The organism is Eikenella sp. NML03-A-027, from assembly GCF_001648395.1.
GTDB lineage: Bacteria > Pseudomonadota > Gammaproteobacteria > Burkholderiales > Neisseriaceae > Eikenella > Eikenella exigua.
Window position 1 is genome coordinate 55,810 of the sequence record NZ_LXSM01000003.1, and the last position, 23,961, is coordinate 79,770.

Consider the following 23,961-nt stretch of genomic DNA (forward strand, 5'->3'; position numbering starts at 1 on the left):
GTTTTTAACCCAACCTACTTGCTAGGATTGGTAGATAAATCTCAGCCAGCCTTCTCTTTATAGAGCAAATCAATGTTCTGCCCACTCTACCGTACTCAAATCAATTCCTTCCTTAAACATCTCCCACAGCGGAGAAAGCTCGCGCAGTTTGCCGATTTTGGATTTAATCAGTTCTGCTGCAAACTGCACTTCTTCTTCGGTGGTCATGCGGCCGAAGGTGATGCGCAGAGATGAGTGCGCCAGTTCGTCGTTGCGGCCGAGCGCGCGCAGGACGTAGCTGGGTTCAAGCGAAGCGGAGGTGCAGGCGGAGCCGCTGGATACGGCGAGTTCTTTCACTGCCATAATCAGGCTTTCGCCTTCGACGAAGTTGAAGCTGACGTTCAGGTTGTTCGGGGAGCGGTGTTCGAGGTCGCCGTTGATATAGACTTCTTCGATGCCTTCGATGCCTTTGAGGAAAATGTCGCGCAGTTTGGTGTAGTGCGCCATATCTTGCGCGAGTTCTTCTTTGGCGATGCGGAAGGCTTCGCCCATGCCGACGATTTGGTGGGTGGGCAGGGTGCCGCTGCGGAAACCGCGTTCATGGCCGCCGCCGTGCATTTGGGCTGCGAGGCGGACGCGGGGTTTGCGGCGGACGTATAGTGCGCCGATGCCTTTGGGGCCGTACACTTTGTGTCCGGACATGGACAGTAAGTCGATTTTGGCGGCTTCAACGTCCACAGGTATTTTGCCGCAGGCTTGGGCGGCATCGACGTGGAAGATGATTTTTTGTTCACGGCAGATTTCTCCGATGGCGGGGATGTCTTGAACCACGCCGATTTCGTTGTTTACCCACATCACGGAAATCAGGATGGTGTCGGGTCGGATGACAGCTTTGAGTTCGTCCAAATCGATCAGGCCGTTTTCTTGTACGCCGAGGTAGGTGACTTCAAAACCTTGGCGTTCGAGGTCGCGCATGGTGTCGAGCACGGCTTTGTGTTCGGTTTTGACGGTGATGAGGTGTTTGCCTTTGGATTTATAGAAGTTTGCCGCGCCTTTGATGGCGAGGTTGTCGGACTCAGTTGCGCCGCTGGTGAAGACGATTTCTTTGGGGTCGGCGTTAATTAGGGCGGCGATGTTGGCACGGGCTTTTTCAACAGCTTCTTCCGCCGTCCAGCCGAATGTGTGGCTGTTGGAGGCGGGGTTGCCGAAGATGTCGCTCAAATAGGGAATCATTTTTTCGGCCACGCGTTTGTCTACGGGGCAGGTGGCGGCGTAGTCGAGATAGATGGGGGTTTGTTTGGCCATGATTTTCTCTGTTTGGTATGTGGTTGTGTAATTAATTCATAGCGGAAGCGCATTTCCAAAGCGGCTGGCTTACCCCCGCAGAAAGAAATTAAGTGCCTTAGCTATAGTGGATATGGGTAAGGCCGATGGCGGCATCATGACAGGTAGTGGCTATACCTTTTATCAAGCACATCTTGCAGGGAGATGCTGTTCAGGTAGCCTTGGATGGTTTGGTTGAGGTTCTCCCATAAATCATGCGTGAGGCAGAGCGCGCCTTTATGGCAGTTGGTTTGGCCACCGCAGCGGGTGGCATCCAGCTTGTCTTCGGCGGCGTAGATGATTTCGGCAATGTTAATACTACCGGGCTGGCGGCTGAGCAGATAACCACCGCCGGGCCCACGCACGCTTTCTACCAGCCCGGCGCGGCGCAGTTTGCCGAAAAGCTGTTCGAGGTACGATAAGGAAATATTCTGCCGTCCGCTGATAGCATTGAGGCTGACGGGGTTTTCGCACCCGTGCAGCGCTAAATCGAGCATGGCGGTTACGGCAAAACGGCCTTTGGTGGTTAATTTCATAGGACTATGGCCTTGTTGCATCAAGAGGATACGAATTTTCCAATACCCAAGTGATTTAGTCAAGTATAGACACCTTCCGGCATGAAAGCAGGCTACCGGAAAACCTGGTCTAAGCGTTTTCAGGTAGCCTTTGCATCCGGCGCAGGGATTATTGGGCTTTCGCCTGCCAAGTGTCGCGCAAACCCACCGTTTTGTTAAACACGGGCTTGTCTTTCGCGTGGTCTTTGCGGTCGGTGACAAAATAGCCCAGCCGTTCGAACTGCCAGCGGCTCTCCGCAGGCAAATCGTTGGCGGCGGCTTCAACGTAGGCGGTGATTTCTTTAGCCGATTCGGGGTTGAGGAAATCGGTAAACGGCAGGGATGCACCGTCTTCGCCGCGCACGGCATCGGGGCGGGGTTCGGTGAACAGGCGGTCGTACAGGCGCACGGTGGCGGGTACGGCGTGTTCGGCGGAGAGCCAGTGGATAACGCCTTTCACTTTACGGCCTTCGGGATTTTTGCCCAAGGTGTCGTAATCCAAGCTGCATTTGAGTTCGATGATGTTGCCATCGGCGTCTTTCACCACTTCGTCGCACTTCATCACATAGCTGTGGCGCAGGCGCACTTCGCCGCCGGGCGTGAGGCGTTTCCAGCCTTTGGGCGGGTTTTCGCTGAAATCGTCGGCTTCAATATAGAGCGTGGACGAAATCGGCAGTTCGCGGCTGCCCATGTCTTCGCGGTTCGGGTGATACGGCGCGGTGCGGCTTTCGGCTTGGGCTGCATCGTAGTTGGTAAGCGTTACCTTGAGCGGATTCAGCACGGCCATCATACGCGGGGCTGAGTTTTCCAGCTCTTCGCGAATCGCGCCTTCCAACACGCTCATATCGACGATGTTTTCAGATTTGGAAATACCGGCGCGTTTGGCAAAGAGGCGCAGGCCTTCGGGCGTGTAGCCGCGGCGGCGCATACCGGAAATGGTTGGCATACGCGGATCGTCCCAGCCGGCAACGTGGCCGTCGGCAACCAGTTGGTTCAGCTTGCGCTTGGAGGTGATGGAATACAACAGTTCCAAACGGGAAAACTCATATTGGCGCGGACGGGTGGCGTGCGGCGCGGGGATGTTGTCCAACACCCAGTCATAAAGCGGGCGGTGGTCTTCAAACTCGAGCGTACACAAGGAGTGCGTGATGCCTTCGATGGCATCGGAAATGCAATGCGTGTAGTCGTACATCGGGTAGATGCACCATTTATCACCGGTGTTGTGGTGATGGGCGCGGCGGATGCGGTAGATGACGGGGTCGCGCATATTGATGTTGCCTGATGCCATGTCGATTTTCAGGCGCAGGGTTTTGCTGCCGTCGGGGAATTCGCCGTTTTTCATGCGTGTGAACAAATCGAGATTTTCTTCGATGCTGCGATCGCGGTAGGGGCTGTTTTTGCCCGCTTGTGTCAGCGTGCCGCGATATTCGCGCATTTGTTCCGGCGTTAAATCATCCACATAGGCTTTGCCGTCTTTGATAAGGCCGACGGCGTAGTCATACAGCTGGTCGAAATAATTGGAAGCGAAACGCGGCTCGCCCGCCCAATGGAAACCCAGCCACGCAACGTCTTCCTTGATGGCATTAACATATTCGTCGTTTTCCTTTTCGGGGTTGGTATCGTCGAAACGCAGGTTGCACAAGCCGTCGTAAATATACGCCAAACCGAAATTCAGACAGATGGATTTGGCGTGGCCGATGTGCAGATAGCCGTTGGGTTCGGGCGGAAAACGGGTTTGGATGGCACTGTGTTTGCCGCTTTTGAGGTCTTCTTCGATGATGGTGCGGATGAAATGGTTGTCGGCGAATTGGTCTTTATTAAGCATGGTTTGGGCTACCTGAAAATAATGATGGTCGGGCGGATTTTACCTGAAAGCGCGGGCGGCTGTCAGATACGGCGTTGGCTAAAATTTTTCAGGTAGCCTTTGATAACGCAGAGGCTACCTGAAAAACGCGCACCAAAACTAATCGGCCAGCGAAAAATTCGGATGCGCCAGCAGTTCGGCTTTTTTGGCGGCGAAGCCTGCAGCATCGATAGCACGGGTGGCGTGCTCGAGCAGGTGCACGCGGAAGCCTTCGGCGAGCGCGTCGGCCATGCTGAAATACACGCAGAAATCGGCAGCCAGCCCCGCCACATCAATATCGGTTACGCCGTGGGCGCGCAAATAGGCGGCAAGCTGGGTGCTGCGACGGCGGCCGTTGTCGTAAAACGCGCTGTAGCTGTCGGTGTGCTTGTCCATGCCCTTGCGGAACACGGCGGCGATGGGCGTGGAGTTGAGCTCGGGATGAAACGCTGCGCCGCTGCTGCCGGCAATGCAGTGATCCGGCCACAGCACTTGCTCCAAACCGTGCAGATTGATGACATCGAACGGCTTTTTACCGGCATGGGCGGAGGCGAAGCTCTCGTGTCCGGCGGGATGCCAGTCTTGAGAGGCCACCACCAGCGGATAGCCGCCGATAATCCGGTTTACCGGCTCGATAATGGCATCACCTTCAGCCACAGGCAGGCGGCCGCTAGGCATGAAGTCGTTTTGGATATCGACAAGAAGAAGGGCTCGCATGGTTTTCTCCTAAGTTAAATAGCTTTCAGGTAGCCTTCTTGCAAACAGGCTACCTGAAAATCCGGCAAGCTACACGCCGCGCAGCAGTTCGTTCACGCTGGTTTTGGCGCGAGTTTGCGCGTCTACTTTTTTCACGATCACGGCGCAGTAGAGGCTGTGCGTGCCGTCTTTGGCGGGCAGGCTGCCCGACACTACCACTGAGCCGGCGGGCACGCGGCCGTAGTGGATTTCGCCGGTTTCGCGGTCGTAGATTTTGGTGGATTGGCCGATATACACGCCCATGGAAATCACGCTGCCCTCTTCCACAATCACGCCTTCCACGATTTCGGAACGCGCGCCGATGAAGCAGTTGTCTTCAATAATGGTGGGCGCAGCCTGCAAGGGCTCGAGCACGCCGCCGATGCCCACGCCGCCGCTCAGGTGCACGTTTTTACCGATTTGCGCGCAAGAGCCCACGGTGGCCCAAGTATCCACCATCGCGCCCTCGTCCACATAGGCGCCGATGTTCACATAAGAGGGCATCAGCACCACGCTTTTGCCGATAAAGCTGCCGCGGCGCGCCACGGCGCCGGGCACGGCGCGGAAACCGGCTACCTGAAACTGCTGCGGAATCCAATCGGCGAATTTAGTCGGCACTTTGTCGAAATATTTGCTCACGCCGTCGCTGGATACTTCGTTATCGGCAATGCGGAAGGAAAGCAGCACGGCCTTTTTCGCCCACTCGTTCACTTTCCACTGCCCCACTCCCTGCCGCTCGGCCACGCGCAGGCTGCCGGAATCGAGCTGATAAATCGTATCGAGCACAGCTTCCTTCACTTCGGTGGAAACGTTGTGCGGAGTAATTTCGGCGCGCTGTTCAAACGCGGTTTCGATGATGTTTTGTAGAGACATGGTTTCTCCTTGTGGGTGATGGGTGATACGGCGGATTCACTTCCCTTTTGCCGCGGCATGATAGCCAGCCCGGCATGAAAGCAGGTTTATCCGCCATAGAGTAAGCGGGAGGCTACCTGAAATTTTCAGGTAGCCTGCAATCTCAAACAGCCGATATTGTGCCATGTAACACGCTTCTTGCGAACCGGTTTCGGCACTCACGCCTCCTTGCCGAACCACGCACCTTGCTGTTGGAGCAGGCGCTGGCCGATGGGTTCGGCAAGTATTTGTGCGGTCAGGCGGTTTAATTCGGCCTGGAAATCGTCAAAAGCCATCAGCTCCGAGCCGAAACGCGCCAGATGCGGTGTGTCTTGCTGGCAATCATCAAGGCGATGCCGCAGCGCTGCAAAAACGGCACGGCATGGGCAAAAGCGATTTTCGAGGCATCGTTCTGCCAGGCAAACATCGATTCGCCGAAAAACACCCGACCAATCTGCACGCCATAAAGCCCGCCGGCCAAAAGCAGATGATCGTTTTCATCGGGATACCAGCATTCAAACGAATGCGCATGGCCGATGCGGTGCAGCTCGTTGTAGGCTACCTGAAACGCCGGTGCGATCCAGCTGCCGCCCTGATGTGGCCTGGGCGTAGCGGCGCAGGCGGAAATCACGGCGTGGAAGTTTTGATTGACCGTTACCGCATAATGCCGGTTGCGCATGGTCTTGGCCAATGAGCGGCCGACGTGCAGCCGTTGAGGGGGCAACACCGTGCGCGGGGCGGTGGCAAACCAAAAAAACAGGCCATCCTCCTCAAACCACGGGAAGATGCCCTGTTGATAAGCCGCCAAAAGCCGCTGTGCCGTTAAATCCCGGCTCACTGCCACCAAGCCATCGTGTTCGGCAATGGCCAAGCGCGGGTCGGGAAACTGCAAACAGCCTTCCGGTAGCAAAGGAATATTTTGAGCCATAGAGGCTACCTGAAAATATTGCTGCCTGCTTTATAGATAGTGTTTCTACTGACAATTGCCGCACACACCATACAGATACAGCGCGTGGTCCACAATGAGGTAACCGTTTTCTTCGGCAATTTTGCCTTGCAAGTTTTCGATGGTGGGGTTGTGAAACTCGGTAACTTTGCCGCATTTCACGCACACGATGTGGTCGTGGTGGTCGCCCTTGTTCAGCTCGTACACCGCTTTACCGCTCTCGAAATGGTGGCGCAACAAAATATCGGCCTGTTCGAACTGGGTTAAAACGCGGTAAATGGTGGCCACGCCAATTTCAACGCCCTCTTCCAGGAGGATGCGGTACACATCTTCCGCACTCAGGTGCTCTTCGGCATGGGTTTCAAACAAATCCAAAATCTTCAAACGCGGGCCGGTTACTTTCAGGCCGCTGCCTTTGAGTTGTGCAATATTGTTTTCCATGATGTATGATGTTCTGTCGCTCAAATTTGTCAACAACCGTTATAATACGCATTTTTAAGGCACTTGCCCACCTTTAAATTACTCAGCCGGGGCGGTGCGCGATTTATCTTGAAAGGCATGTTTGTGAATAAATCCGTTTATTTGGCCTTGGCCGCCTGCATCGGTTTGGCCGCGTGCAGCACCGAACGTCTTGCCCGCTTCCCCTCCTACAAGCTCACCATCGTGCAGGGCAACGAACTCGATTTGCAGGCCGTAGCCTCGCTGCACCAAGGCTTGAGCAAAGAGCAGGTACAGCACATCCTGGGCACGCCGCTGCTGCGCGACCCGCTGCACGGCAACCGCTGGGACTACGTTTTCGAAGTGAGCCGCGGCGGCAAAGTGCGCGAACGCAAAAACCTCACCCTGTATTTCGATGCGAACGATTCCTTGGTTAAAGCCGAAGGCGATGTGTTGGACGAATTGCGCAAGCAACAACAGCAGCAAGCCGCGCCTGCCGGCCAAACCGCACAATAATCCCGCTTGAGGAATATTATGTCTGCCACCATTAGAGTTGCCCTGGCCGGGGTAAACGGCCGCATGGGCAAAGTGCTGGTTGAAGCCGTGGCGGCCAATCCGCACACCGTGCTCACCGGCGCGCTGGAACACGCAGGCTCCGAAGCCTTAGGCTTGGATGCCGGCCATGCCTCCGGCTTGAAAACGGGCGTAGCCATCAGCAGCGACGTCGATGCCGTGCTCGCCAACTGCGACGTGCTCATTGATTTCACCCGCCCCCATGTTTCAGGTAGCCTTTTGCCCCGCTGCGCCGAGCGCGGCATCAAAATGGTTATCGGCACCACCGGTTTCGACGAAGCGGGCAAAGCCGCCATCGCCGCTGCCGCCAAACACACCGGCATTGTATTTGCCGCCAACTTCAGCATCGGCGTAAACCTCACCTTCCACATCCTTGACACCGTAACCCGCGTGTTGAACGAAGGCTACGACATCGAAATCATCGAAGCGCACCACCGCCACAAAGTGGACGCCCCCAGCGGCACCGCGCTGCGCATGGGCGAAGTGATTGCCCACGCCCTTGGCCGCAACCTGGCCGATTGCGCCGTGTATAGCCGCGAAGGCCACACCGGTGCGCGCAGCCCGCAAACCATCGGCTTTGCCACCGTGCGCGGCGGCGATATTGTGGGCGAACACACCGCCCTGTTTGCCGGCGAAGGCGAGCGCGTGGAAATCACCCACAAAGCTTCCAGCCGCATGACCTTCGCCGCCGGCGCCGTACGTGCCGCCGTGTGGCTACAACAGCAACGCACCGGCCTATACGATATGCAAGACGTATTGGGCTTAAACAACCGTTAAACCCCCACTCACACCACCCGAAAAGGAAAGCACATGACCCGCATGGTAAATTGCATCAAGCTGGGCAAAGAAGCGCCCGGCCTAAAATTCCCGCCCCTGCCCAACGATTTGGGCAAGCGCATTTTTGAAAACGTATCGCAGGAAGCATGGGATGCCTGGACGCGCCACCAAACCATGCTCATCAACGAAAACCGCCTCAGCCTGGCCGACCCGCGCGCGCGCCAGTATCTGTCGCAACAGATGGAAAACTACTTCTTCGGCGACGGCGAAGCCGATGTGGTGCAAGGCTACGTTCCTCCTGCCAAATAAACCCATAGCTGTCCGCACAGCATTGAGGCTACCTGAAAAATCCTCCAACCCATTTTCAGGTAACCTTTCCTACCGAAACCCCGGCCCGCCATGATTCCCAGCGAATTCATCGACGAGCTGCTGGCCAAAACCGATATTGTCGACATCATCGACGAGAGCGTGCCGCTGAAGAAAGGCGGCGCCAACTACATGGCCTGCTGCCCGTTCCACAAAGAAAAGACTCCGTCGTTCTCCGTCAGCCCGAGCAAACAGTTCTATCACTGTTTCGGCTGCGGCGCACACGGCACGGCCATCGGTTTCGTCATGGAATACCAAGGGCTGGGCTTCACCGAAGCCGTGCAGTATCTGGCCGACCGTGCCGGCATGGTGGTGCCGCAGCAAAAAGGCCGCCAGGAAAGCCCTGAAGCGCGCGCGCGCCGCAAACAGCGCCAGCAAACCCTGGAAGAAACCACCGCCCAAGCCGCCGCCTTCTACACCCGCGAGCTGGCTGCCAACGAAACGGCAAAAGGCTACCTGAAAAAACGCGGCCTTTCCGACGAAGTCGCCGCCCACTACGGCCTGGGCTATGCGCCCGACAGCTGGCGGCCGCTGGCGCAAAGTTTCGCCCCCTACCCTTCCGAAGCACTGGTCAACAGCGGCATGGTGATTGAAAAAGACGGCAGCCACTACGACCGCTTCCGCCACCGCATCATGTTCCCCATCCGCAACAGCAGCGGGCAGGTTATCGGCTTCGGCGGCCGCGTGCTGGACGACTCCAAACCCAAATACCTCAACTCGCCCGACACCCCGCTGTTCGATAAAGGCAAAAACCTCTACGGCCTCTACGAAGCCCGCGCCGCCGTGAAAGAAGCCGGCCGCATCCTGGTGGTGGAAGGCTATATGGACGTAGTGGCGCTGGCGCAGTTCGGCATCGGCTACTGCGTGGCCGCACTGGGCACCGCCACCACCGCCGAGCACGTTAAAATCCTGATGCGCCAAACCGACAGCATCTATTTCTGCTTCGACGGCGACGCGGCCGGCCGCAAAGCCGCCTGGCGCGCATTGGAAAACGCCCTGCCTCAGCTGAAAGACGGCAAATCGCTGCACTTCCTCTTCCTGCCCGAAGGTCACGACCCCGACAGCTATGTGCGCGAACACGGCCGGGAACGTTTTGAAGATATGCTGCTGCACCAAAGCAAGCCGCTTTCCGCCTATTTTTGGGACGCACTCACCGCCAAGCTCGATTTGCGCAGCCAAGAAGGTAAGGCCGAACTGGTAAAAACCGCCACTCCGCTGCTCACCCAGATTACCGCCCCCGCCCTCGCCTTCCTGCTCAAGCAGGAACTGAGCAACCTAGTGGGCATCGATCCGGCCAATCTGGCGTATCTGATGGGGCAAGAAGCCCCCAAACGCCACATTGCCCAGCAACGCTACACCCTACCGCGCCAAACCTTCCGCCAGCCGCAAATGCTGAGCTTGGCGCAACAACAAATCCGCCGCCTATTGATAAATCCGCAATGGGCTACATATATCGACCTACCCGACCATCTGGAACTGGATACCGACCTTGCCTGCCTGAGCGTCATGGCCACCCATGTGCGCCGCAGCCGCTCGCCGCTATCCAGTGCCGGATTGATGGAAGCCATGCGCAACACCCCCTATTACGGCAATATCAGCCGCATCATGCAGTCCGGTACGGACAGCGCCCACTTTGAGGGGGATGGCGAATCCGACGCACTGGATTTCCAATCGGGTATGCAAAAATTGATGAACGCCTTGAAAACCCAGCAAGTTGAAGCGTTGAAACGCAAACGCATCGAACACGGCTTGAGCGATGACGAAACCAAACTGCTGCTGGAGCTTTTGAGGCGTCCTCCTGCTAACGGCACCATTTAGGCAATGCCGATTACACCGACCTGTGAACAACGAGAGAAACATGTCCGAACAGAACAACCCCGCCACCGAAGAACAAGACGAAAGCAACCGCCCACTCACGCCGGAAGAGCAAAGGGCACGGCTCAGACAGCTGATTTTGCAAGGTAAAGAACGCGGCTACATCACCTACGCCGAAATCAACGATGCCCTGCCCGATGATATGTCGGATGCCGAGCAGATCGACAATATCGTCAATATGATTTCTGGCCTGGGCATTCAGGTAACCGAAGAAACGCCCGACAGCGAAACCCTGCTGTTGGCCGACAATACGGCCAACATGACCGACGACGATGCCGTTGCCGAAGCCGAAGCCGCCCTCTCCAGCGCCGACTCCGAATTCGGCCGCACCACCGACCCTGTGCGCATGTATATGCGCGAAATGGGGCAGGTGGATTTGCTCACGCGCGAAGACGAAATTGTTATCGCTAAAAAAATCGAAACTGCCCTGCGTAACATGATTCAGGCCATCTCCGCCTGCCCCGGCTCGATTGCTGAAATCCTCGAACTGATCGAAAAGATTCGCAACGGTGAAATCCGGGTGGACGAAGCGGTGGAAGATATTATTGACCCGCACGAAGAGCTGCTTGATGAATTGGGCATCGGTGTGGGAAAAGCCGAAGAGGCGGCTCCCAATACCAATTTGGATGAAAACGAAGACAGCAATGCAGATGAAGAAGATACTGAAGAAGATACTGGCGCCATCTCTGCCGCCAACCTCGAAGAGCTCAAGCAAAAAGTGTTGACACACTTTGAAAACATCCAAGCTACCTATCAGAAAATGATTGCTGCGCTGCAAAAACACCATAGCCAGCACAAAACCTATCTGAACCTGCGCAACTATATTGCCGATCAACTGCTTAATGTACGCTTTACCACCCGCCAGATTGAAACTCTGAGCAACAATCTGCGCACTCGCGTAGACAGCATCCGCCGCCTGGAACGCGAAATCCGCGACATCTGCCTCAACCGTGTACACATGGATCGCGATTACTTTATCAACAATTTCCTGTCCAATATTACCGATTTAAATTGGGTGGAAGCCGAAATCAGCAAAAACCATGTGTGGAGCGAGGCCCTGAGCCGTTTCCAATATGCCATCATCGAAAAGCAGAATATTCTCATCGAACAGGAGAAACACGCGCAGATTTCCATTGCGGAACTGAAAAAAATCAGCAAAAACATGGTGGCCAATGAAAAAGAAACCGCCGCTGCCAAGCAAGAAATGATACAGGCCAACCTGCGCCTAGTAATTTCCATCGCCAAAAAATACACCAACCGCGGCCTACAATTCCTCGATTTGATTCAGGAAGGCAATATCGGTTTAATGAAAGCGGTGGATAAATTCGAATACCGGCGCGGTTACAAATTCTCCACCTACGCTACTTGGTGGATACGCCAAGCCATTACCCGTTCGATTGCCGACCAGGCGCGTACTATTCGCATCCCAGTGCACATGATTGAAACCATCAACAAAATGAACCGCATCTCGCGCCAGTATCTGCAGGAAACCGGTGAAGACCCAGACGCCGCCGAGCTGGCCGAATTGATGGAAATGCCGGAAGACAAGATCCGAAAAATCATGAAGATTGCCAAAGAGCCTATTTCTATGGAAACCCCAATCGGCGACGACGACGACAGCCACTTAGGTGACTTTATCGAAGACGTAAACAATATTGCCCCGGCCGATGCCGCCATGTATTCCGGACTGCGTGAAGCCACCAAAGACGTTTTAGAAAGCCTCACTCCGCGTGAAGCCAAAGTTTTGCGCATGCGTTTCGGCATCGACATGAACACCGACCATACGCTGGAAGAAGTGGGCAAACAGTTTGACGTAACCCGTGAACGCATCCGCCAAATCGAAGCCAAAGCTCTGCGCAAACTGCGCCATCCCACCCGCAGCGACCGCTTGCGCAGCTTCCTAGACAGCGAGGAAAACAAGCAGTAATCCTTGCTAGGCCGGCGGCTTGTCGGTACAATGCCGCCCTTTCTAGCCGGGTCTGTAGCTCAGGGGTTAGAGCAGAGGACTCATAATCCTTTGGTCGCTGGTTCGAGACCAGCCAGACCCACCAAAAATAGCCAGCAGGCTGCATGCAGTTGCAGCCTGTTTTCTATTGCAACAGCCTAAAAGCACGGTTTCTCCACCCTGCTGTATGGCCAAATGAGACAAATCGGCGAACCAACACAGTACCCCTTCCTATTTGGAACAGCTACACAAAATAATGCTGTTCAAATTCGCAAAAAACCTGTATAGTGCGCGCTTCCTAAACTGGAAGCGTGGCAGAGTGGTTTAATGCAGCGGTCTTGAAAACCGTCGTGGGTTAGGCCCACCGTGAGTTCGAATCTCACCGCTTCCGCCAAATTGAAAAACCTTTGTTTCGCAACAAAAGTTTTTTATTGCCTTTTGCTCTCTTGCAAAAGGCTGCCTGAAAGTGCAGTTTCACGAAGTGAGTTTTAATTGCGTTGCAGCTGTGATTTCAGGTAGCTCCATTTTTATTTCAGGTGCCTTTCCTTATTCCAACTACCTATCCAGCCTCTGTTGTACCATTTCGGCGGCAGGGCGGCACTTTGGTGCAGTTGTTCGTGCAAGGCTTCTGCGAAGCCAAAATGAAAAAGGCTACCTGAAAATCTTGCGTTTGGTATCTTCAGGTAGCCTTTTCGGCAGACTTACTCTTCCGGCTGTTCGCCGTCGGTCTTGTCGCGTTGCCCTTCGGTAATCTCGATATTGATACCGACTTCCTTGCGGATTTGCGCTTCAATTTCGGTAGCCACTTCCGGATTTTCCTTCAACCACACGCGCACGTTGTCTTTGCCTTGGCCGATTTTATCGCCGTTGTAGCTATACCACGCGCCGGATTTTTTGATGATGCCGACTTTGTCGCCCCAGTCGATCAGCTCACCTTCACGGCTCACGCCTTCGCCGTAGAGGATGTCGAACTCGGCCTGGCGGAACGGCGGCGCCACTTTATTTTTAATCACTTTCACGCGGGTTTCGTTGCCCAAGATGTCGTCGCCTTTTTTAATCTGGCCGATGCGGCGAATATCGAGGCGCACGGAGGCGTAGAACTTGAGCGCGTTACCGCCGGTAGTGGTTTCCGGGCTGCCAAACATCACGCCGATCTTCATGCGGATTTGGTTGATGAACACCACCAAAGTGTTGGTTTTCTTAATGTGGCCGGTGAGCTTGCGCAAGGCTTGGCTCATCAGGCGGGCTTGCAGGCCCACGTGGCTGTCGCCCATTTCGCCTTCGATTTCCGCTTTCGGCACCAGCGCGGCCACGGAGTCGATCACCACCATGTCCACACCGCCGGAGCGCACCAGCATATCGCAGATTTCCAGCGCCTGCTCGCCCGTGTCCGGCTGCGACACCATCAACTCTTCCACCTTCACGCCCAGCTTGCGCGCGTAAATAGGGTCGAACGCGTTTTCCGCATCGATAAAGGCACACACGCCGCCGTTTTTCTGACATTGTGCGATGGTTTCCAAACACAGCGTGGTTTTACCAGAAGATTCCGGGCCGAAGATTTCCACAATACGCCCGCGCGGCAAACCGCCCACGCCCAGCGCCAAATCCACGCCCAAAGAGCCGGTGGAAAACACTTCCAAGTTTTCATCCTGATGGCTGCCGTCCATCTTCATGATGGCGCCTTTGCCGAAATTCTTTTCAATCTGCGCCAGCGCGGCGGCCAGAGCCTTTTTCTTATCGTCTTCAGGAGTAGACGCTTTATCTGCCTTGTTTTTTGCTTCTGCCATAATCAATCCCTGTTTCTGAAGTGTGAATAAATCTAGCGGATTATCGCACAAAGCACAGCCGCTGTGTTTGCCGGAAAGCGGTTGAAACTTGAGCGCCCCGCCCGATGCTGGCAATATAGCACCATTTGATCCACACATTGCAGACACCCAACATGACCCAATCCGATGCCCAACACGAACAACACCCGCGCAGCATCAAATCTTTCGTTTTGCGCCAAGGCCACATGACTCCCGCCCAACAGCGCGCCATCGATGAAAACTGGCCGCGCTTCGGCTTGGATTTTCAACACGCGCCTATTGATTTAAACGCCGCCTTCGGCCGAGAAGCCCCGAAAATCCTCGAAATCGGCTTCGGCATGGGCACCGCCACCGCCGAAATCGCCCAAAGGCTACCTGAAAAAGATTTTCTCGCCATCGATGTGCACGGCCCCGGCGTGGGAAATTTGTGCAAACTCATGGCCGAGCAGGATATTACCAATATCCGCGTGATGCGCCACGATGCCGTGGAAGTGGTGGAACCCATGCTGCCCGATGCCTGCTTGAGCGGCATCCACATCTTCTTCCCTGACCCTTGGCACAAAAAACGCCACCACAAACGCCGCCTGATTCAAGCCCCCTTCGTGGCCAAACTGCTGCCCAAACTCAAAAGCGGCGGCTACATCCACCTCGCCACCGACTGGGAAGAATACGCCGTGCAGATGCTTGAAGTGCTGAGCAGTTTCCCCGAGCTGCAAAACACCGCCGAAGCCTACGCCCTCACTCCCGCCTACCGCCCCGAAACCAAATTTGAAGCACGCGGCAAACGGCTCGGGCATGGTGTGTGGGATTTGGTGTTTAAAAAACGCTGATGAGTGGGTTTCAGGTAGCCTTTGGTTTACCATAGCTAAAACCCTTACTCTCTTCATACCGCGTTGGCTTGGCTTTCCGTATTACTCATACTGCCTGCGGTTCGCCGCCTGGTATAAAAAAATAATTGTTTCAGCTATAATCTTGCGCCCACACACTAGCATTTGCATACCCAACTCAAAAAAAGCTACCTGAAAACGAATGAAGTAAGTTTCAGGTAATTTCTTACCATACCCTCAAATCTTCCCCGACCATGCCCTTCACCCTTGCTCACCCCGTTGCCATGCTGCCCTTTGCCCGCCACCGCCGCGTTCACTTCCCGGCCATGGTTATCGGCAGCCTCGCACCGGATTTTGTGTATTTCCTGCACGGCCGCGCAGTGCCGGGCGGGCATGGTTTGGCCAATCTGCTGTGGCCGAACCTGCCGCTGTGTTTCGCCATCTACGCGCTCTATCTCGCCTTATGGCACCACACTTTGCGCAACTTCCTGCCCAACTGCCTCAGCGCGGCCTACAGGCTACCTGAAAATACCATAGCCGCCGCACCGCAAAAACGCCGCCAAATGGCGGCTGTGCTGTTTGCCTTTTTGGGCAGCGCCCTGTTCGGCATGGCCACCCATCTGTTTTTGGATACCTTCACCCACTCGACCGGCTGGTTTGTGCAGCATTTTGCCCCGCTGCAGCAGCTGGTGCTCGCCCTGCCAGCCTATAAGTGGCTGCAATATGGTGGCGGTGTGCTCGGCTTGGGCGGCTGCCTGCTGTTTGCGCTCTATACCGCCCGCCGTCGGCCGCACCGCTCAGCCAAAACCGCGCAGCAGAAAAGCTTCTTCTGGGCAGGCTGCACCCTGCTGACGCTCTCCGGCGGGGCACTTTGGCAAACCGCTGTCCCATGCCGCTACGCAAACAATCCGCCTCATCGACTGCGGCGTGCTCAGATTATCACTGCTCTGCACGGCGCTTTGCTTTCAGGTATCGCTAACGCACTTCTCTTCTCTTACTGCGTTGGCTTGCCTTGCTGTACTTTTGTACTGTCTGCGGCTCATGGCCTGGTAGGAGAAGATGTTGCTTCAGCTATAGCCTGAATGGAGTTGAGAGAGGCGGGATGTTTGTTTGACGCTGGAGCCTGTTCCATAAGTTTGGCTGCATGCAGGCGCTTTATAGTACAGTGCGGCCACTTTTTTATCTGTTGGGTAATGATGAATATGAAAGAAGTTTCGTGGTTCCGGCTGTGGTCGTATGCTTTGCTGGCTGCTTTGGTGGTGGTGGTGGATCAGTGGAGCAAATTGTGGGTGTTGGATCATATCGTGTTCAACTGGCGCGAACCGGTTATCGAGGGGTTTTTCGATCTGACACATGTGTACAACCCCGGTGCGGCGTTTAGTTTCCTGGCCGGTGCCTCAGGCTGGCAGAAATATTTGTTTGCCGGCTTGGCGGCGGTGGTTACGCTGTATTTGGCATTGGGTATCCGTTCTGGGAAATTCGGCCGTTTGGGTGATGTGGCAGCAGCGATGATTATCGGCGGCGCCATCGGTAATGTCATCGACCGCATCAACTACGGGCATGTAATCGATTTCTTATTGTTTTATTGGAATAATCGCTACTATCCTGCGTTTAATGTGGCCGATAGTTTTATCTGTATTGGCGCAGTATTGTTCGTAATTGACGGTTTCTGTCAGGGCAGGCGAGATCAAGCTACCTAAAGATAGCAACAGACACACACAGAGGAAAAATATGGTGAAAACCATTATGCTTGCCAATCCGCGCGGTTTTTGCGCAGGAGTGGACCGTGCCATCAGTATTGTGGAACGGGCATTGGAGCTGTTTGGTGCGCCGGTTTATGTGCGGCATGAAGTGGTGCACAATAAATTTGTGGTGGACAATTTGCGCGCCAAAGGGGCGATTTTCGTGGAGGAGTTGGAGGAAGTACCGCCCGGCGCTACACTGATTTATTCGGCGCACGGCGTATCCAAGGCGGTGCAGCAGGAGGCGGCGGAGCGTGGTTTCCGTGTGTTTGATGCCACTTGTCCGCTGGTAACCAAGGTGCACCGTGAAGTGGCGCGATTGGACGAGCACGGCTACCAAATCGTCATGATCGGCCATGCTGGCCATTCGGAAGTGGAAGGCACGATGGGGCAGCTGCCGCCTGGCAGTATGCTTTTGGTGGAAACGGCGGCGGATGTGGCCGATTTGGAAGTACACAACCCCGATAAGCTAGCGCACGTGAGCCAAACCACGCTGTCGATTGACGAAACCAAGGAAATCATCGATGCGCTGCGGGCGCGCTTTCCCAATATCCGAAGCCCGCACAAGGAAGACATCTGCTATGCTACCACCAACCGTCAAGAGGCGGTGAAGCAGCTGGCGGCGGCCAGCGATGTAGTGGTGGTGGTAGGCTCGCCCAATTCTTCCAACAGCAATCGTTTGCGCGAAGTGGCCGCGCAGCATGGCGTGGATGCCTATATGGTGGATAATGCAGGCTACCTGAAAAAGGAATGGTTCACCGGCAAAGAGCGGGTGGGGATTACTGCTGGAGCCTCTGCACCAGAGGTGCTGGTGCGAGAGGTAGTGGATACCGTGCACAGTTGGGGCTATGAAACGGTGCAGGAAAGGGAGGGCAAGAAAGAGAGCATCGTGTTTGTGCTGCCCAAAGAACTGCGTGGGTGAGTGTGGACAGATTGGGCAGCAGGTAATACCGGAATGTTTGTGTTCTCGGGAAAATAGATACTCTGGTTTTGGCTGTATTGAGGTAAGGGCAGATTTAAGCAACCAGTATGGTAAAGGTTGCCCGAAAATGGGTTTTAGATAGCCCTTTGTTTGGCTTGTGTTGTAAAAGATTTATAGCTAAATGCATTGATTTCTTTATACGGCGTAGACCTACCTTGCCGCACTCTTGTACTGTCTGTGGCTTGCTGCTTTGTATGAAAAACGTACTTTAGCTATATACTACGAATCATGCAGGCAAAAAGCAGGCTACCTGAAAAATCAAGCAGCCTAAAAGAACAGCTAGAGAGTAACTTTTACTGGGTGCAGATGCTTTCGATAGCCTGCGGGATATCGCCGGCACAAGCCCAAATCAATTGACCCTGCGACTGCATTGGCAGCAGGAGAACCGCGCGTTCGGCAGTGCTGCCGGCAGGAATAGCAGTAATCGCGCCTTGACTAAGAGTGATACTCTGCCAGAATTCCTCCTGACCAGCAGGAACATCGATTGCTTCATTGATTTCATTCAAGCGGGTACCTTTGGCTAAGCGGGTTTCCACCCATACTTTCGCCATATTCAGTGCTTCAACGGCTTTCGGATCGGTGATGGTGGGGGCAGCAGGCACTTGCGGGGCGGTTGCGCCCATACCGCTTTCATTGGCCGGTTCGGCCAAGCCGACAATGGATTTTGCCTGCTCGATGATTTCTGGGTTTATATAGGCATATACGCCGCCACCTACCAGAATCAGAGCCAACAGAAGGCCGACTGAACGCAATGCGCCGCCGCTGTGTTTGCTGCGGGATTTGTTGTTACGGGATAATTTTCTCACTGCTGTAGCCATTTATTTGGTGTCCTAATAATTGTTGGATAGTTTAGATGGGTAGAAAAAGAAATTTCGATAGTGGATAAGCATAAAGCGTGCCAAAGTTTGATGTTGGATTAAGTTTGGCGTGATGAATTTTCATTTTGATTATTATTTGTTGTTATATATAGAAATTTATTTATAGAGAATATGCGGATTAGTGATGGGGAAGAGGCTACCTGAAAACGCAGCGCAGTGAAGTTTCTGCGAAGCTAAAATTTCAGGTAGCCTTTAACGGCAAATGGCAGGCAAGAAAAAGCACCCTCAGGCGAGGGTGCTTTTGCATGGCGTTGGGACAATTACATCATACCCATTCCGCCCATGCCTCCCATTCCGCCCATGTCCGGAGCGGCGGGCTTGTCTTCTGGAATGTCGGCTACCATGCATTCGGTGGTCAGCATCAGGCCAGCGATGGAAGCGGCGTTTTGCAGCGCAAAGCGGGTAACTTTGGCCGGATCGATTACGCCCATTTCCAGCATGTCGCCATAGCTATCGTTGCCGGCGTTGTAGCCGAAGTTGCCGTTGCCTTCCAGCACTTTGTTCACCACCACGCTCGGCTCGCCGCCGGCGTTGGCCACGATTTGGCGCAGTGGAGACTCAACCGCACGCAATACGATTTGCACGCCGGCTTCTTGGTCGGCATTAGCGGTTTCTACTTTGCTCAGGGCAGAGCGGGCACGCAGCAGGGCTACACCGCCGCCGGCCACCACGCCTTCTTCTACAGCGGCACGGGTGGCGTGCAGCGCGTCGTCCACGCGGTCTTTCTTCTCTTTCATTTCCACTTCGGTGGCCGCGCCCACTTTGATTACGGCCACGCCGCCAGCCAGTTTGGCCACGCGTTCTTGCAGTTTTTCCTTGTCGTACTCGCTGGTGGCGGTGTCAATCTGGGTGCGTATTTCGACCACACGGGCTTCTACGGCGGATTTGTCGCCCAAACCATCGATGATAGTGGTGTTTTCTTTGCCCACTTCGATGCGTTTGGCTTGGCCCAAATCTTCCAGCGTGGCTTTTTCCAAAGACAAGCCCACTTCTTCGGCGATCACAGTGCCGCCGGTGAGGATGGCGATGTCTTGCAGCATGGCTTTGCGGCGGTCGCCGAAGCCTGGGGCTTTCACGGCCACGGTTTTCAGGATGCCGCGAATGTTGTTCACCACCAACGTGGCTAAGGCTTCGCCTTCCACATCTTCAGCGATAATCAGCAGCGGACGGCTGGTTTTGGCCACTTGCTCCAGCACGGGCAGCAGGTCTCGGATATTGCTGATTTTCTTGTCAAACAACAGAACAAACGGGCTATCCAGCTCGGCCAGTTGTTTTTCCGGGTTGTTGACGAAATAGGGGGAGAGGTAGCCGCGGTCGAACTGCATGCCTTTTACCACTTCCACTTCGTTTTCCAGCGATTTGCCGTCTTCCACGGTAATCACGCCTTCTTTGCCCACTTCGTTCATGGCTTGGGCGATGATGTTGCCGATGGATTCGTCGGAGTTGGCGGAAATAGAAGCCACTTGGGCGATTTCCTTGGATTTCTCCGGCACGGGCTTGGCAATGTTCTGCAATTCTTTTACCAAAGCGGAAACGGCTTTATCGATACCACGTTTCAGATCGGTCGGGTTCATGCCGGCGGTAACGTATTTCATACCTTCGGCCACGATGGCTTGTGCCAACACAGTAGCGGTAGTGGTACCGTCGCCGGCCACATCGTTGGTTTTGGAGGCGACTTCTTTCACCATCTGTGCGCCCATGTTTTCAAACTTGTCTTTCAGTTCGATTTCCTTGGCCACGGTAACGCCATCTTTGGTGATGTGCGGGCCGCCAAAAGTGCGGTCCAACACCACATTACGGCCTTTCGGGCCGAGTGTTATTTTCACGGCGTTAGACAAAATGTTTACGCCGTTTACCATCTTCTGGCGGACTTCATTGCCAAATTGTACATCTTTTGCTGCCATATGTATGACTCCTAAAATAAAAAATCAGAAATTATTATCTTGACGAGCTTGCTTATTCCACGATGCCGAAAATGTCTTCTTCGCGCATCACTAGCAACTCTTCGCCGTCTGCTTTCACGGTTTGGCCGCTGTATTTGCCGAAAATCACGCGGTCACCCACTTTCACATCCAGCTTACGGCGCCCGCCGTCTTTGGTGAGCTTGCCGGCGCCCACGGCCACTACTTCGCCCATATCGGGTTTTTCAGCGGCAGAGCCGGGCAAAACAATGCCGGAAGCGGTTTTTTCTTCGGCTTCCAGGCGTTTGATAACCACACGGTCGTGCAACGGACGAATTTTCATAAATCTTCTCTCCAGAATTGAATTTGATGATTTGTTGCTACCCGATTGAGGGTAAACAGAAATATGCCGGGCAGGGCACGGCACACCACTTGTGCGGGCTTGAAGATAAGGCTGGTGACGTTGAATTCAAGAGTGGGGTGGGAAAAATATTTGGCTGAAGGAGGAGAGGATGGCAGAGAGCAAACTCTGCATGTCCCCCCGGCCACAGCTACCCCATCCACATCGGCTTTCGCCTGCTTGATAATCTGGCCGAACACATCCGCCCACACATTAGCAGCAAAGCCGCCATCATCAGCAACCAGACCGTTGCCCCGCTCTACCTTGCTCCTATTGAAGCCGCCTGCCGACAACTCGGCATCAGTACCTGCAGCATCATCCTGCCCGACGGCGAACAATACAAAAATAACGAATCCCTCCAGCAAATCTACACTGGATTGTTGCAGCACCATGCCGACCGCCGTACCACCATCCTCGCTCTCGGCGGCGGCGTAATCGGCGACCTTGCAGGCTTTGCTGCTGCCACCTATCAGCGTGGCATCCCCTTTATCCAAATCCAAGATATCTGCCTAGATACACAAATTCGGAGGTGAACATTGAGTTCAACTGTTGAAATTACTGAGCTGTATTTCGCCGCCCTGTGCGAGCAGGCAAAGAAGGAAAAATCCACATCGCCGAAGGCTGGGCCACGGCAGCCTTATACGAACAACTTTCACAGCAATACAGCTTTACTCTATACAACAGGAACGTGTGCGCGTGGCGGTACATGCTTTTGCCGGTTGAGAGCAGCTGATTGTTGCCAACGACATCGTGGCCTTTATCCCTCCGGTAGTAGTAGGCTGAATATTTGATTTGAATGAATAAGCAATAGAAAGCCAAGCCCTGCACCAACAGTTTTAATAAGGGGCTGTACTAGATTAGCCCTAAATTCCACACCACTTCCGCAGCGTTTTAAGCTGCCGGGATGGTGTGCCGAAGTTAAGCCGGAATTCGCATTCTTTCAAGAATAGCAGGAAAGATTTGCGGTCGATTCCGTTGTATTTGCGTAAGGCGCGTTTTGCCTGATTCCAAAAATTTTCGATGCCGTTGATGTGGTTCTGACGGTCTGCAAACGCTTTGGCATGATTGATGCGGTGATAGATAAAACCACTCACATCCAGTCTGTCGTAGCTGCTTAGGCTGTCCGTGTAAATGATGCTGTCAGGGATAATTTTTTATTTGATGACAGGCAGTAAAGTTTCATACTTGTCGTTATCTGCAACCACCGTATAGGCCTTATCATGCTGTTTCAGAATACCGGAGACGACCACTTTACCTGCCGCCACGCGACCGCGCCTACCCTTACGCCGTCTGCCAAAATAACTTTCGTCCAACTCAACTGGGCTATCAAAAATCTCATTAGTAGCCAGTGCCAGATGATGGCTGATGACTTAGCGGATTTTGCGGTAGAACAGGGCTGCCGAATTGGGATGGATACCTAAAATATCGGCAGTGGCACGGGCAGTAACTTCCAGCACAAAAAACGGATCAGTTCTTTCTGTACTTTTTTTAATTTGCAGTGTGTTATCTTCATACTTTGAGGGTAACATAGTTGCTAATCTAGTACGGTCCCCTTAATAAATGAGCAATGCTGTGCTTTCCTCAACTTCGAAGACTGGATACGCCGTCAAAACGACGGGTAGCGCGTGGATTATTTGGTGTACAGCGTGTATGAAGAGTTGGCGCGACGGCAAGGGCAGGCCGTGATTGAAGAGGCCAAACGCTGCTTTGGCTTGGAAGCAGCCGTGTGCGTGTACCACTACAGGTGGCTGGAAGTGGGTGGCATGGCGGTGTGGGTGGGTGTAACCACCTGCCACCACGATATGGCCTTCGCCGGCTGCCGCTACGTTATCGACATGGTGAAAGCCGAAGAGCTGATTTGGGAATAGGAATTCTATAAGCGTCCAAGTTGTTGTCTCATGATTTGGATAACCAAACGGCGGGTGGCGAACGCCAACAGGTCAAATAGCGGGTTGCAGTCATAAACAAGCTACTTGAAATTTCATGTAGCCTTTTGCCTTGTGTGGTTTTTTAGCCAATCGCATCCGCCACGCGGATTTTGGAGCGGTCGATAATTGAGGCAGGCCAGTAAAATCTGTAAAATAGCAGAATAGGGCGGCAGGTTTGGAATAATTGCCCACATCCTTTTGCCCTGTGCCGTTTCAGTCTGGCCGTCGGCGCGTTTTTTGCCGAATTTAATTTAAAACCGAATGGTTGTCGTATCCCAATGGCCCTATTGTAGTGCCAACCTGGCATTGGCAGCATTCGGTTTTCAGGAAAAACACCATGCGAGGCTATCAACTCAACCCTAACCAACCCGTAGGCGGTATTATTGCGGAGGATGCTGACCAGCAAATCGTGCAGCTCAACCTGCAAAAAGGCAATGAAGTGCCACCCTATTCGGCTGAAGCCATCATTACCATCACCGTCCTCTCTGGCGCGGTATGCCTGAAAACCGAGCAGGGGCAGATTGATTTGCAGCCGATGACCCTGGCGCGGCTTGAACCGCAGGAAACCCATGCCCTCGTGGCTTTGGAGGATAATACCTCCGTACTCGTGGTGAAACAGCTGTGCTACCATGCCCTGTTAAACCAAAAACTGCGCTTTGGCCGCTGCTGCGTTTAACCCTAATCCTTCCCCCCCCCCCCATATCGGCAGCCTGCTGGTATGGAATTATTTTAAAACTATAGCTTTACAACACAACTCTTGGAGATGAACCATCATGATTAAAGGCATTCAAATTACCCAATCCGCCCAACACCCCGCCCTGGTGCGCTCTTTCTGGCTGTTGGACGACGAAACCCAGCAGGCGCGTTGTCTGTGCAGCAAGGACGAGCATTTCGCTGCCGACCAAATCGTTGCCCTGAGCGATTTGGGCGATGTAACCTACCAAGAAGTGGCTGTAGACAGCTACATGCGCCCGAAAGTGGAAGGCGGTCAGCACCTAAACGTGAACGTAATGAGCCGCGAAATGTTGGAAGACGCAGCTGCCAACCCCGATAAATACCCGCAGCTCACCATCCGCGTGTCCGGCTATGCCGTGCGCTTCAACTCCCTCACTCCCGAGCAGCAGCGCGATGTGATTACCCGCACCTTCACGCAGCATATGTAAGCTGGAAACAATACAGCCCCGCCATTTTAGATGGTGGGGCTGGTTTCTTTTGTGCGTGAGAGAAAATAGTTTTTGGGTTTTATAGCGGAT

At 54.2% G+C, this 23,961-nt stretch carries 22 protein-coding genes, 2 tRNA genes and 3 pseudogenes; 15 read left to right on the top strand and 12 right to left on the bottom strand.

Annotated elements, in window-relative coordinates:
- Positions 1-69 precede the first annotated feature (69 nt).
- The 7 genes and pseudogenes from A7P96_RS00955 to fur form a co-directional block, all read right to left on the bottom strand.
- Positions 70-1,284: an IscS subfamily cysteine desulfurase gene (locus A7P96_RS00955; RefSeq protein ID WP_067524049.1), complete on the bottom strand. Its 1,215-nt coding sequence runs from the start codon at positions 1,282-1,284 to the stop codon at positions 70-72.
- Between the two features lie 134 nt (positions 1,285-1,418).
- Complete coding sequence (locus tag A7P96_RS00960; protein WP_067441032.1) at positions 1,419-1,838, bottom strand: Rrf2 family transcriptional regulator; 420 nt, start codon at positions 1,836-1,838, stop codon at positions 1,419-1,421.
- A 148-nt stretch (positions 1,839-1,986) separates the two neighbouring features.
- Positions 1,987-3,681 (bottom strand): glutamine--tRNA ligase/YqeY domain fusion protein, encoded by a 1,695-nt coding sequence (locus A7P96_RS00965; RefSeq protein ID WP_067524051.1) that lies wholly within the window; start codon positions 3,679-3,681, stop codon positions 1,987-1,989.
- 138 nt (positions 3,682-3,819) lie between these two features.
- Complete coding sequence (gene pncA, locus A7P96_RS00970; protein WP_067524053.1) at positions 3,820-4,416, bottom strand: bifunctional nicotinamidase/pyrazinamidase; 597 nt, start codon at positions 4,414-4,416, stop codon at positions 3,820-3,822.
- A 69-nt stretch (positions 4,417-4,485) separates the two neighbouring features.
- Positions 4,486-5,307 carry a 2,3,4,5-tetrahydropyridine-2,6-dicarboxylate N-succinyltransferase gene (gene dapD, locus A7P96_RS00975; RefSeq protein ID WP_067524055.1) on the bottom strand — a complete coding sequence of 274 codons (822 nt, stop codon included), beginning with the start codon at positions 5,305-5,307 and terminating at the stop codon, positions 4,486-4,488.
- Positions 5,308-5,504: 197 nt separating this feature from the next.
- Positions 5,505-6,253 (bottom strand): annotated as a pseudogene (gene aat / locus A7P96_RS00980) (leucyl/phenylalanyl-tRNA--protein transferase).
- A 45-nt stretch (positions 6,254-6,298) separates the two neighbouring features.
- Entirely contained in the window at positions 6,299-6,748 is a 450-nt protein-coding gene (gene fur, locus A7P96_RS00985; RefSeq protein ID WP_185737504.1) for a ferric iron uptake transcriptional regulator, read from the bottom strand.
- Between the two features lie 87 nt (positions 6,749-6,835).
- On the opposite strand from fur, the gene A7P96_RS00990 reads away from it, so the two are divergent.
- The 7 genes from A7P96_RS00990 (at position 6,836) to A7P96_RS01020 (ending at position 12,639) form a co-directional block, all read left to right on the top strand.
- Positions 6,836-7,225 carry an outer membrane protein assembly factor BamE gene (locus A7P96_RS00990; RefSeq protein ID WP_064106631.1) on the top strand — a complete coding sequence of 130 codons (390 nt, stop codon included), beginning with the start codon at positions 6,836-6,838 and terminating at the stop codon, positions 7,223-7,225.
- 18 nt (positions 7,226-7,243) lie between these two features.
- Entirely contained in the window at positions 7,244-8,059 is an 816-nt protein-coding gene (gene dapB, locus A7P96_RS00995; protein WP_067524057.1) for a 4-hydroxy-tetrahydrodipicolinate reductase, read from the top strand.
- Positions 8,060-8,092: 33 nt separating this feature from the next.
- A complete protein-coding gene (locus A7P96_RS01000; protein WP_049257916.1) occupies positions 8,093-8,368 on the top strand; it encodes an oxidative damage protection protein in 276 nt (91 codons plus the stop codon).
- Positions 8,369-8,458: 90 nt separating this feature from the next.
- Entirely contained in the window at positions 8,459-10,243 is a 1,785-nt protein-coding gene (gene dnaG / locus A7P96_RS01005; protein WP_067524060.1) for a DNA primase, read from the top strand.
- Positions 10,244-10,283: 40 nt separating this feature from the next.
- On the top strand, positions 10,284-12,227 hold the full coding sequence (rpoD, locus tag A7P96_RS01010) for an RNA polymerase sigma factor RpoD (protein WP_067524062.1): 1,944 nt from the start codon (positions 10,284-10,286) through the stop codon (positions 12,225-12,227).
- Between the two features lie 48 nt (positions 12,228-12,275).
- Positions 12,276-12,351 (top strand) — tRNA-Ile (locus A7P96_RS01015).
- 199 nt (positions 12,352-12,550) lie between these two features.
- Positions 12,551-12,639, top strand: a tRNA-Ser gene (locus A7P96_RS01020).
- 307 nt (positions 12,640-12,946) lie between these two features.
- On the opposite strand, the gene recA is transcribed toward A7P96_RS01020, so the two are convergent.
- Entirely contained in the window at positions 12,947-14,032 is a 1,086-nt protein-coding gene (gene recA, locus A7P96_RS01025; protein ID WP_067524063.1) for a recombinase RecA, read from the bottom strand.
- Between the two features lie 152 nt (positions 14,033-14,184).
- Between recA and trmB the strand changes: the two genes are divergently transcribed.
- From trmB to ispH, 4 genes are all read left to right on the top strand, one after another.
- Positions 14,185-14,880, top strand: a complete 696-nt coding sequence (gene trmB / locus A7P96_RS01030; protein WP_067524065.1) for a tRNA (guanosine(46)-N7)-methyltransferase TrmB — start codon at positions 14,185-14,187, stop codon at positions 14,878-14,880.
- A 251-nt stretch (positions 14,881-15,131) separates the two neighbouring features.
- Positions 15,132-15,959: a DUF4184 family protein gene (locus A7P96_RS01035; RefSeq protein WP_067524067.1), complete on the top strand. Its 828-nt coding sequence runs from the start codon at positions 15,132-15,134 to the stop codon at positions 15,957-15,959.
- Positions 15,960-16,070: 111 nt separating this feature from the next.
- Positions 16,071-16,577, top strand: a complete 507-nt coding sequence (lspA, locus tag A7P96_RS01040) for a signal peptidase II (protein WP_156496221.1) — start codon at positions 16,071-16,073, stop codon at positions 16,575-16,577.
- Complete coding sequence (gene ispH, locus A7P96_RS01045; protein ID WP_255361155.1) at positions 16,564-17,541, top strand: 4-hydroxy-3-methylbut-2-enyl diphosphate reductase; 978 nt, start codon at positions 16,564-16,566, stop codon at positions 17,539-17,541. The genes lspA and ispH overlap by 14 nt, the downstream gene beginning before the upstream one ends.
- A gap of 353 nt (positions 17,542-17,894) precedes the next feature.
- Here ispH and A7P96_RS01050 read toward each other — a convergent pair whose 3' ends face one another.
- The 3 genes from A7P96_RS01050 to groES all read right to left on the bottom strand — a co-directional run bounded on the left by A7P96_RS01050 (position 17,895) and on the right by groES (position 20,723).
- Positions 17,895-18,407 carry a hypothetical protein gene (locus A7P96_RS01050; protein WP_156496222.1) on the bottom strand — a complete coding sequence of 171 codons (513 nt, stop codon included), beginning with the start codon at positions 18,405-18,407 and terminating at the stop codon, positions 17,895-17,897.
- 332 nt (positions 18,408-18,739) lie between these two features.
- The gene (gene groL, locus A7P96_RS01055; protein WP_067524076.1) at positions 18,740-20,383 is read right to left on the bottom strand and encodes a chaperonin GroEL; all 1,644 of its coding nucleotides are present in this window, start codon (positions 20,381-20,383) and stop codon (positions 18,740-18,742) included.
- Between the two features lie 52 nt (positions 20,384-20,435).
- Entirely contained in the window at positions 20,436-20,723 is a 288-nt protein-coding gene (gene groES, locus A7P96_RS01060; RefSeq protein WP_067524078.1) for a co-chaperone GroES, read from the bottom strand.
- A gap of 215 nt (positions 20,724-20,938) precedes the next feature.
- Between groES and A7P96_RS10085 the strand changes: the two are divergent.
- Positions 20,939-21,277 (top strand): annotated as a pseudogene (locus tag A7P96_RS10085) (3-dehydroquinate synthase); the annotation flags it as partial.
- 366 nt (positions 21,278-21,643) lie between these two features.
- Here A7P96_RS10085 and A7P96_RS10090 read toward each other — a convergent pair.
- Positions 21,644-22,293, bottom strand: a pseudogene (locus tag A7P96_RS10090) (IS1595 family transposase).
- 112 nt (positions 22,294-22,405) lie between these two features.
- Here A7P96_RS10090 and A7P96_RS01080 point away from each other — a divergent pair.
- From A7P96_RS01080 to grcA, 3 genes are all read left to right on the top strand, one after another.
- Positions 22,406-22,648 (top strand): molybdenum cofactor biosynthesis protein MoaE, encoded by a 243-nt coding sequence (locus A7P96_RS01080; RefSeq protein ID WP_067524083.1) that lies wholly within the window; start codon positions 22,406-22,408, stop codon positions 22,646-22,648.
- A 397-nt stretch (positions 22,649-23,045) separates the two neighbouring features.
- Positions 23,046-23,384, top strand: coding sequence for a hypothetical protein (locus A7P96_RS01085; RefSeq protein WP_067524085.1), 339 nt, complete (start codon positions 23,046-23,048; stop codon positions 23,382-23,384).
- 97 nt (positions 23,385-23,481) lie between these two features.
- A complete protein-coding gene (gene grcA, locus A7P96_RS01090; protein ID WP_067524087.1) occupies positions 23,482-23,871 on the top strand; it encodes an autonomous glycyl radical cofactor GrcA in 390 nt (129 codons plus the stop codon).
- Positions 23,872-23,961: the final 90 nt, after the last annotated feature.

Bases quoted from the DNA above. Each gene is read 5' to 3' on its own strand.
- pncA (WP_067524053.1), bottom strand. From the start codon at position 4,416: ATGCGAGCCCTTCTTCTTGTCGATATCCAAAACGACTTCATGCCTAGC.
- dapB (WP_067524057.1), top strand. From the start codon at position 7,244: ATGTCTGCCACCATTAGAGTTGCCCTGGCCGGGGTAAACGGCCGCATG.
- A7P96_RS00965 (WP_067524051.1), bottom strand. From the start codon at position 3,681: ATGCTTAATAAAGACCAATTCGCCGACAACCATTTCATCCGCACCATC.
- dapD (WP_067524055.1), bottom strand. From the start codon at position 5,307: ATGTCTCTACAAAACATCATCGAAACCGCGTTTGAACAGCGCGCCGAA.
- A7P96_RS01035 (WP_067524067.1), top strand. From the start codon at position 15,132: ATGCCCTTCACCCTTGCTCACCCCGTTGCCATGCTGCCCTTTGCCCGC.
- recA (WP_067524063.1), bottom strand. From the start codon at position 14,032: ATGGCAGAAGCAAAAAACAAGGCAGATAAAGCGTCTACTCCTGAAGAC.
- trmB (WP_067524065.1), top strand. From the start codon at position 14,185: ATGACCCAATCCGATGCCCAACACGAACAACACCCGCGCAGCATCAAA.
- lspA (WP_156496221.1), top strand. From the start codon at position 16,071: ATGATGAATATGAAAGAAGTTTCGTGGTTCCGGCTGTGGTCGTATGCT.
- grcA (WP_067524087.1), top strand. From the start codon at position 23,482: ATGATTAAAGGCATTCAAATTACCCAATCCGCCCAACACCCCGCCCTG.
- A7P96_RS00955 (WP_067524049.1), bottom strand. From the start codon at position 1,284: ATGGCCAAACAAACCCCCATCTATCTCGACTACGCCGCCACCTGCCCC.
- rpoD (WP_067524062.1), top strand. From the start codon at position 10,284: ATGTCCGAACAGAACAACCCCGCCACCGAAGAACAAGACGAAAGCAAC.
- A7P96_RS01085 (WP_067524085.1), top strand. From the start codon at position 23,046: ATGCGAGGCTATCAACTCAACCCTAACCAACCCGTAGGCGGTATTATT.
- A7P96_RS00960 (WP_067441032.1), bottom strand. From the start codon at position 1,838: ATGAAATTAACCACCAAAGGCCGTTTTGCCGTAACCGCCATGCTCGAT.
- dnaG (WP_067524060.1), top strand. From the start codon at position 8,459: ATGATTCCCAGCGAATTCATCGACGAGCTGCTGGCCAAAACCGATATT.
- groES (WP_067524078.1), bottom strand. From the start codon at position 20,723: ATGAAAATTCGTCCGTTGCACGACCGTGTGGTTATCAAACGCCTGGAA.
- A7P96_RS01000 (WP_049257916.1), top strand. From the start codon at position 8,093: ATGACCCGCATGGTAAATTGCATCAAGCTGGGCAAAGAAGCGCCCGGC.
- groL (WP_067524076.1), bottom strand. From the start codon at position 20,383: ATGGCAGCAAAAGATGTACAATTTGGCAATGAAGTCCGCCAGAAGATG.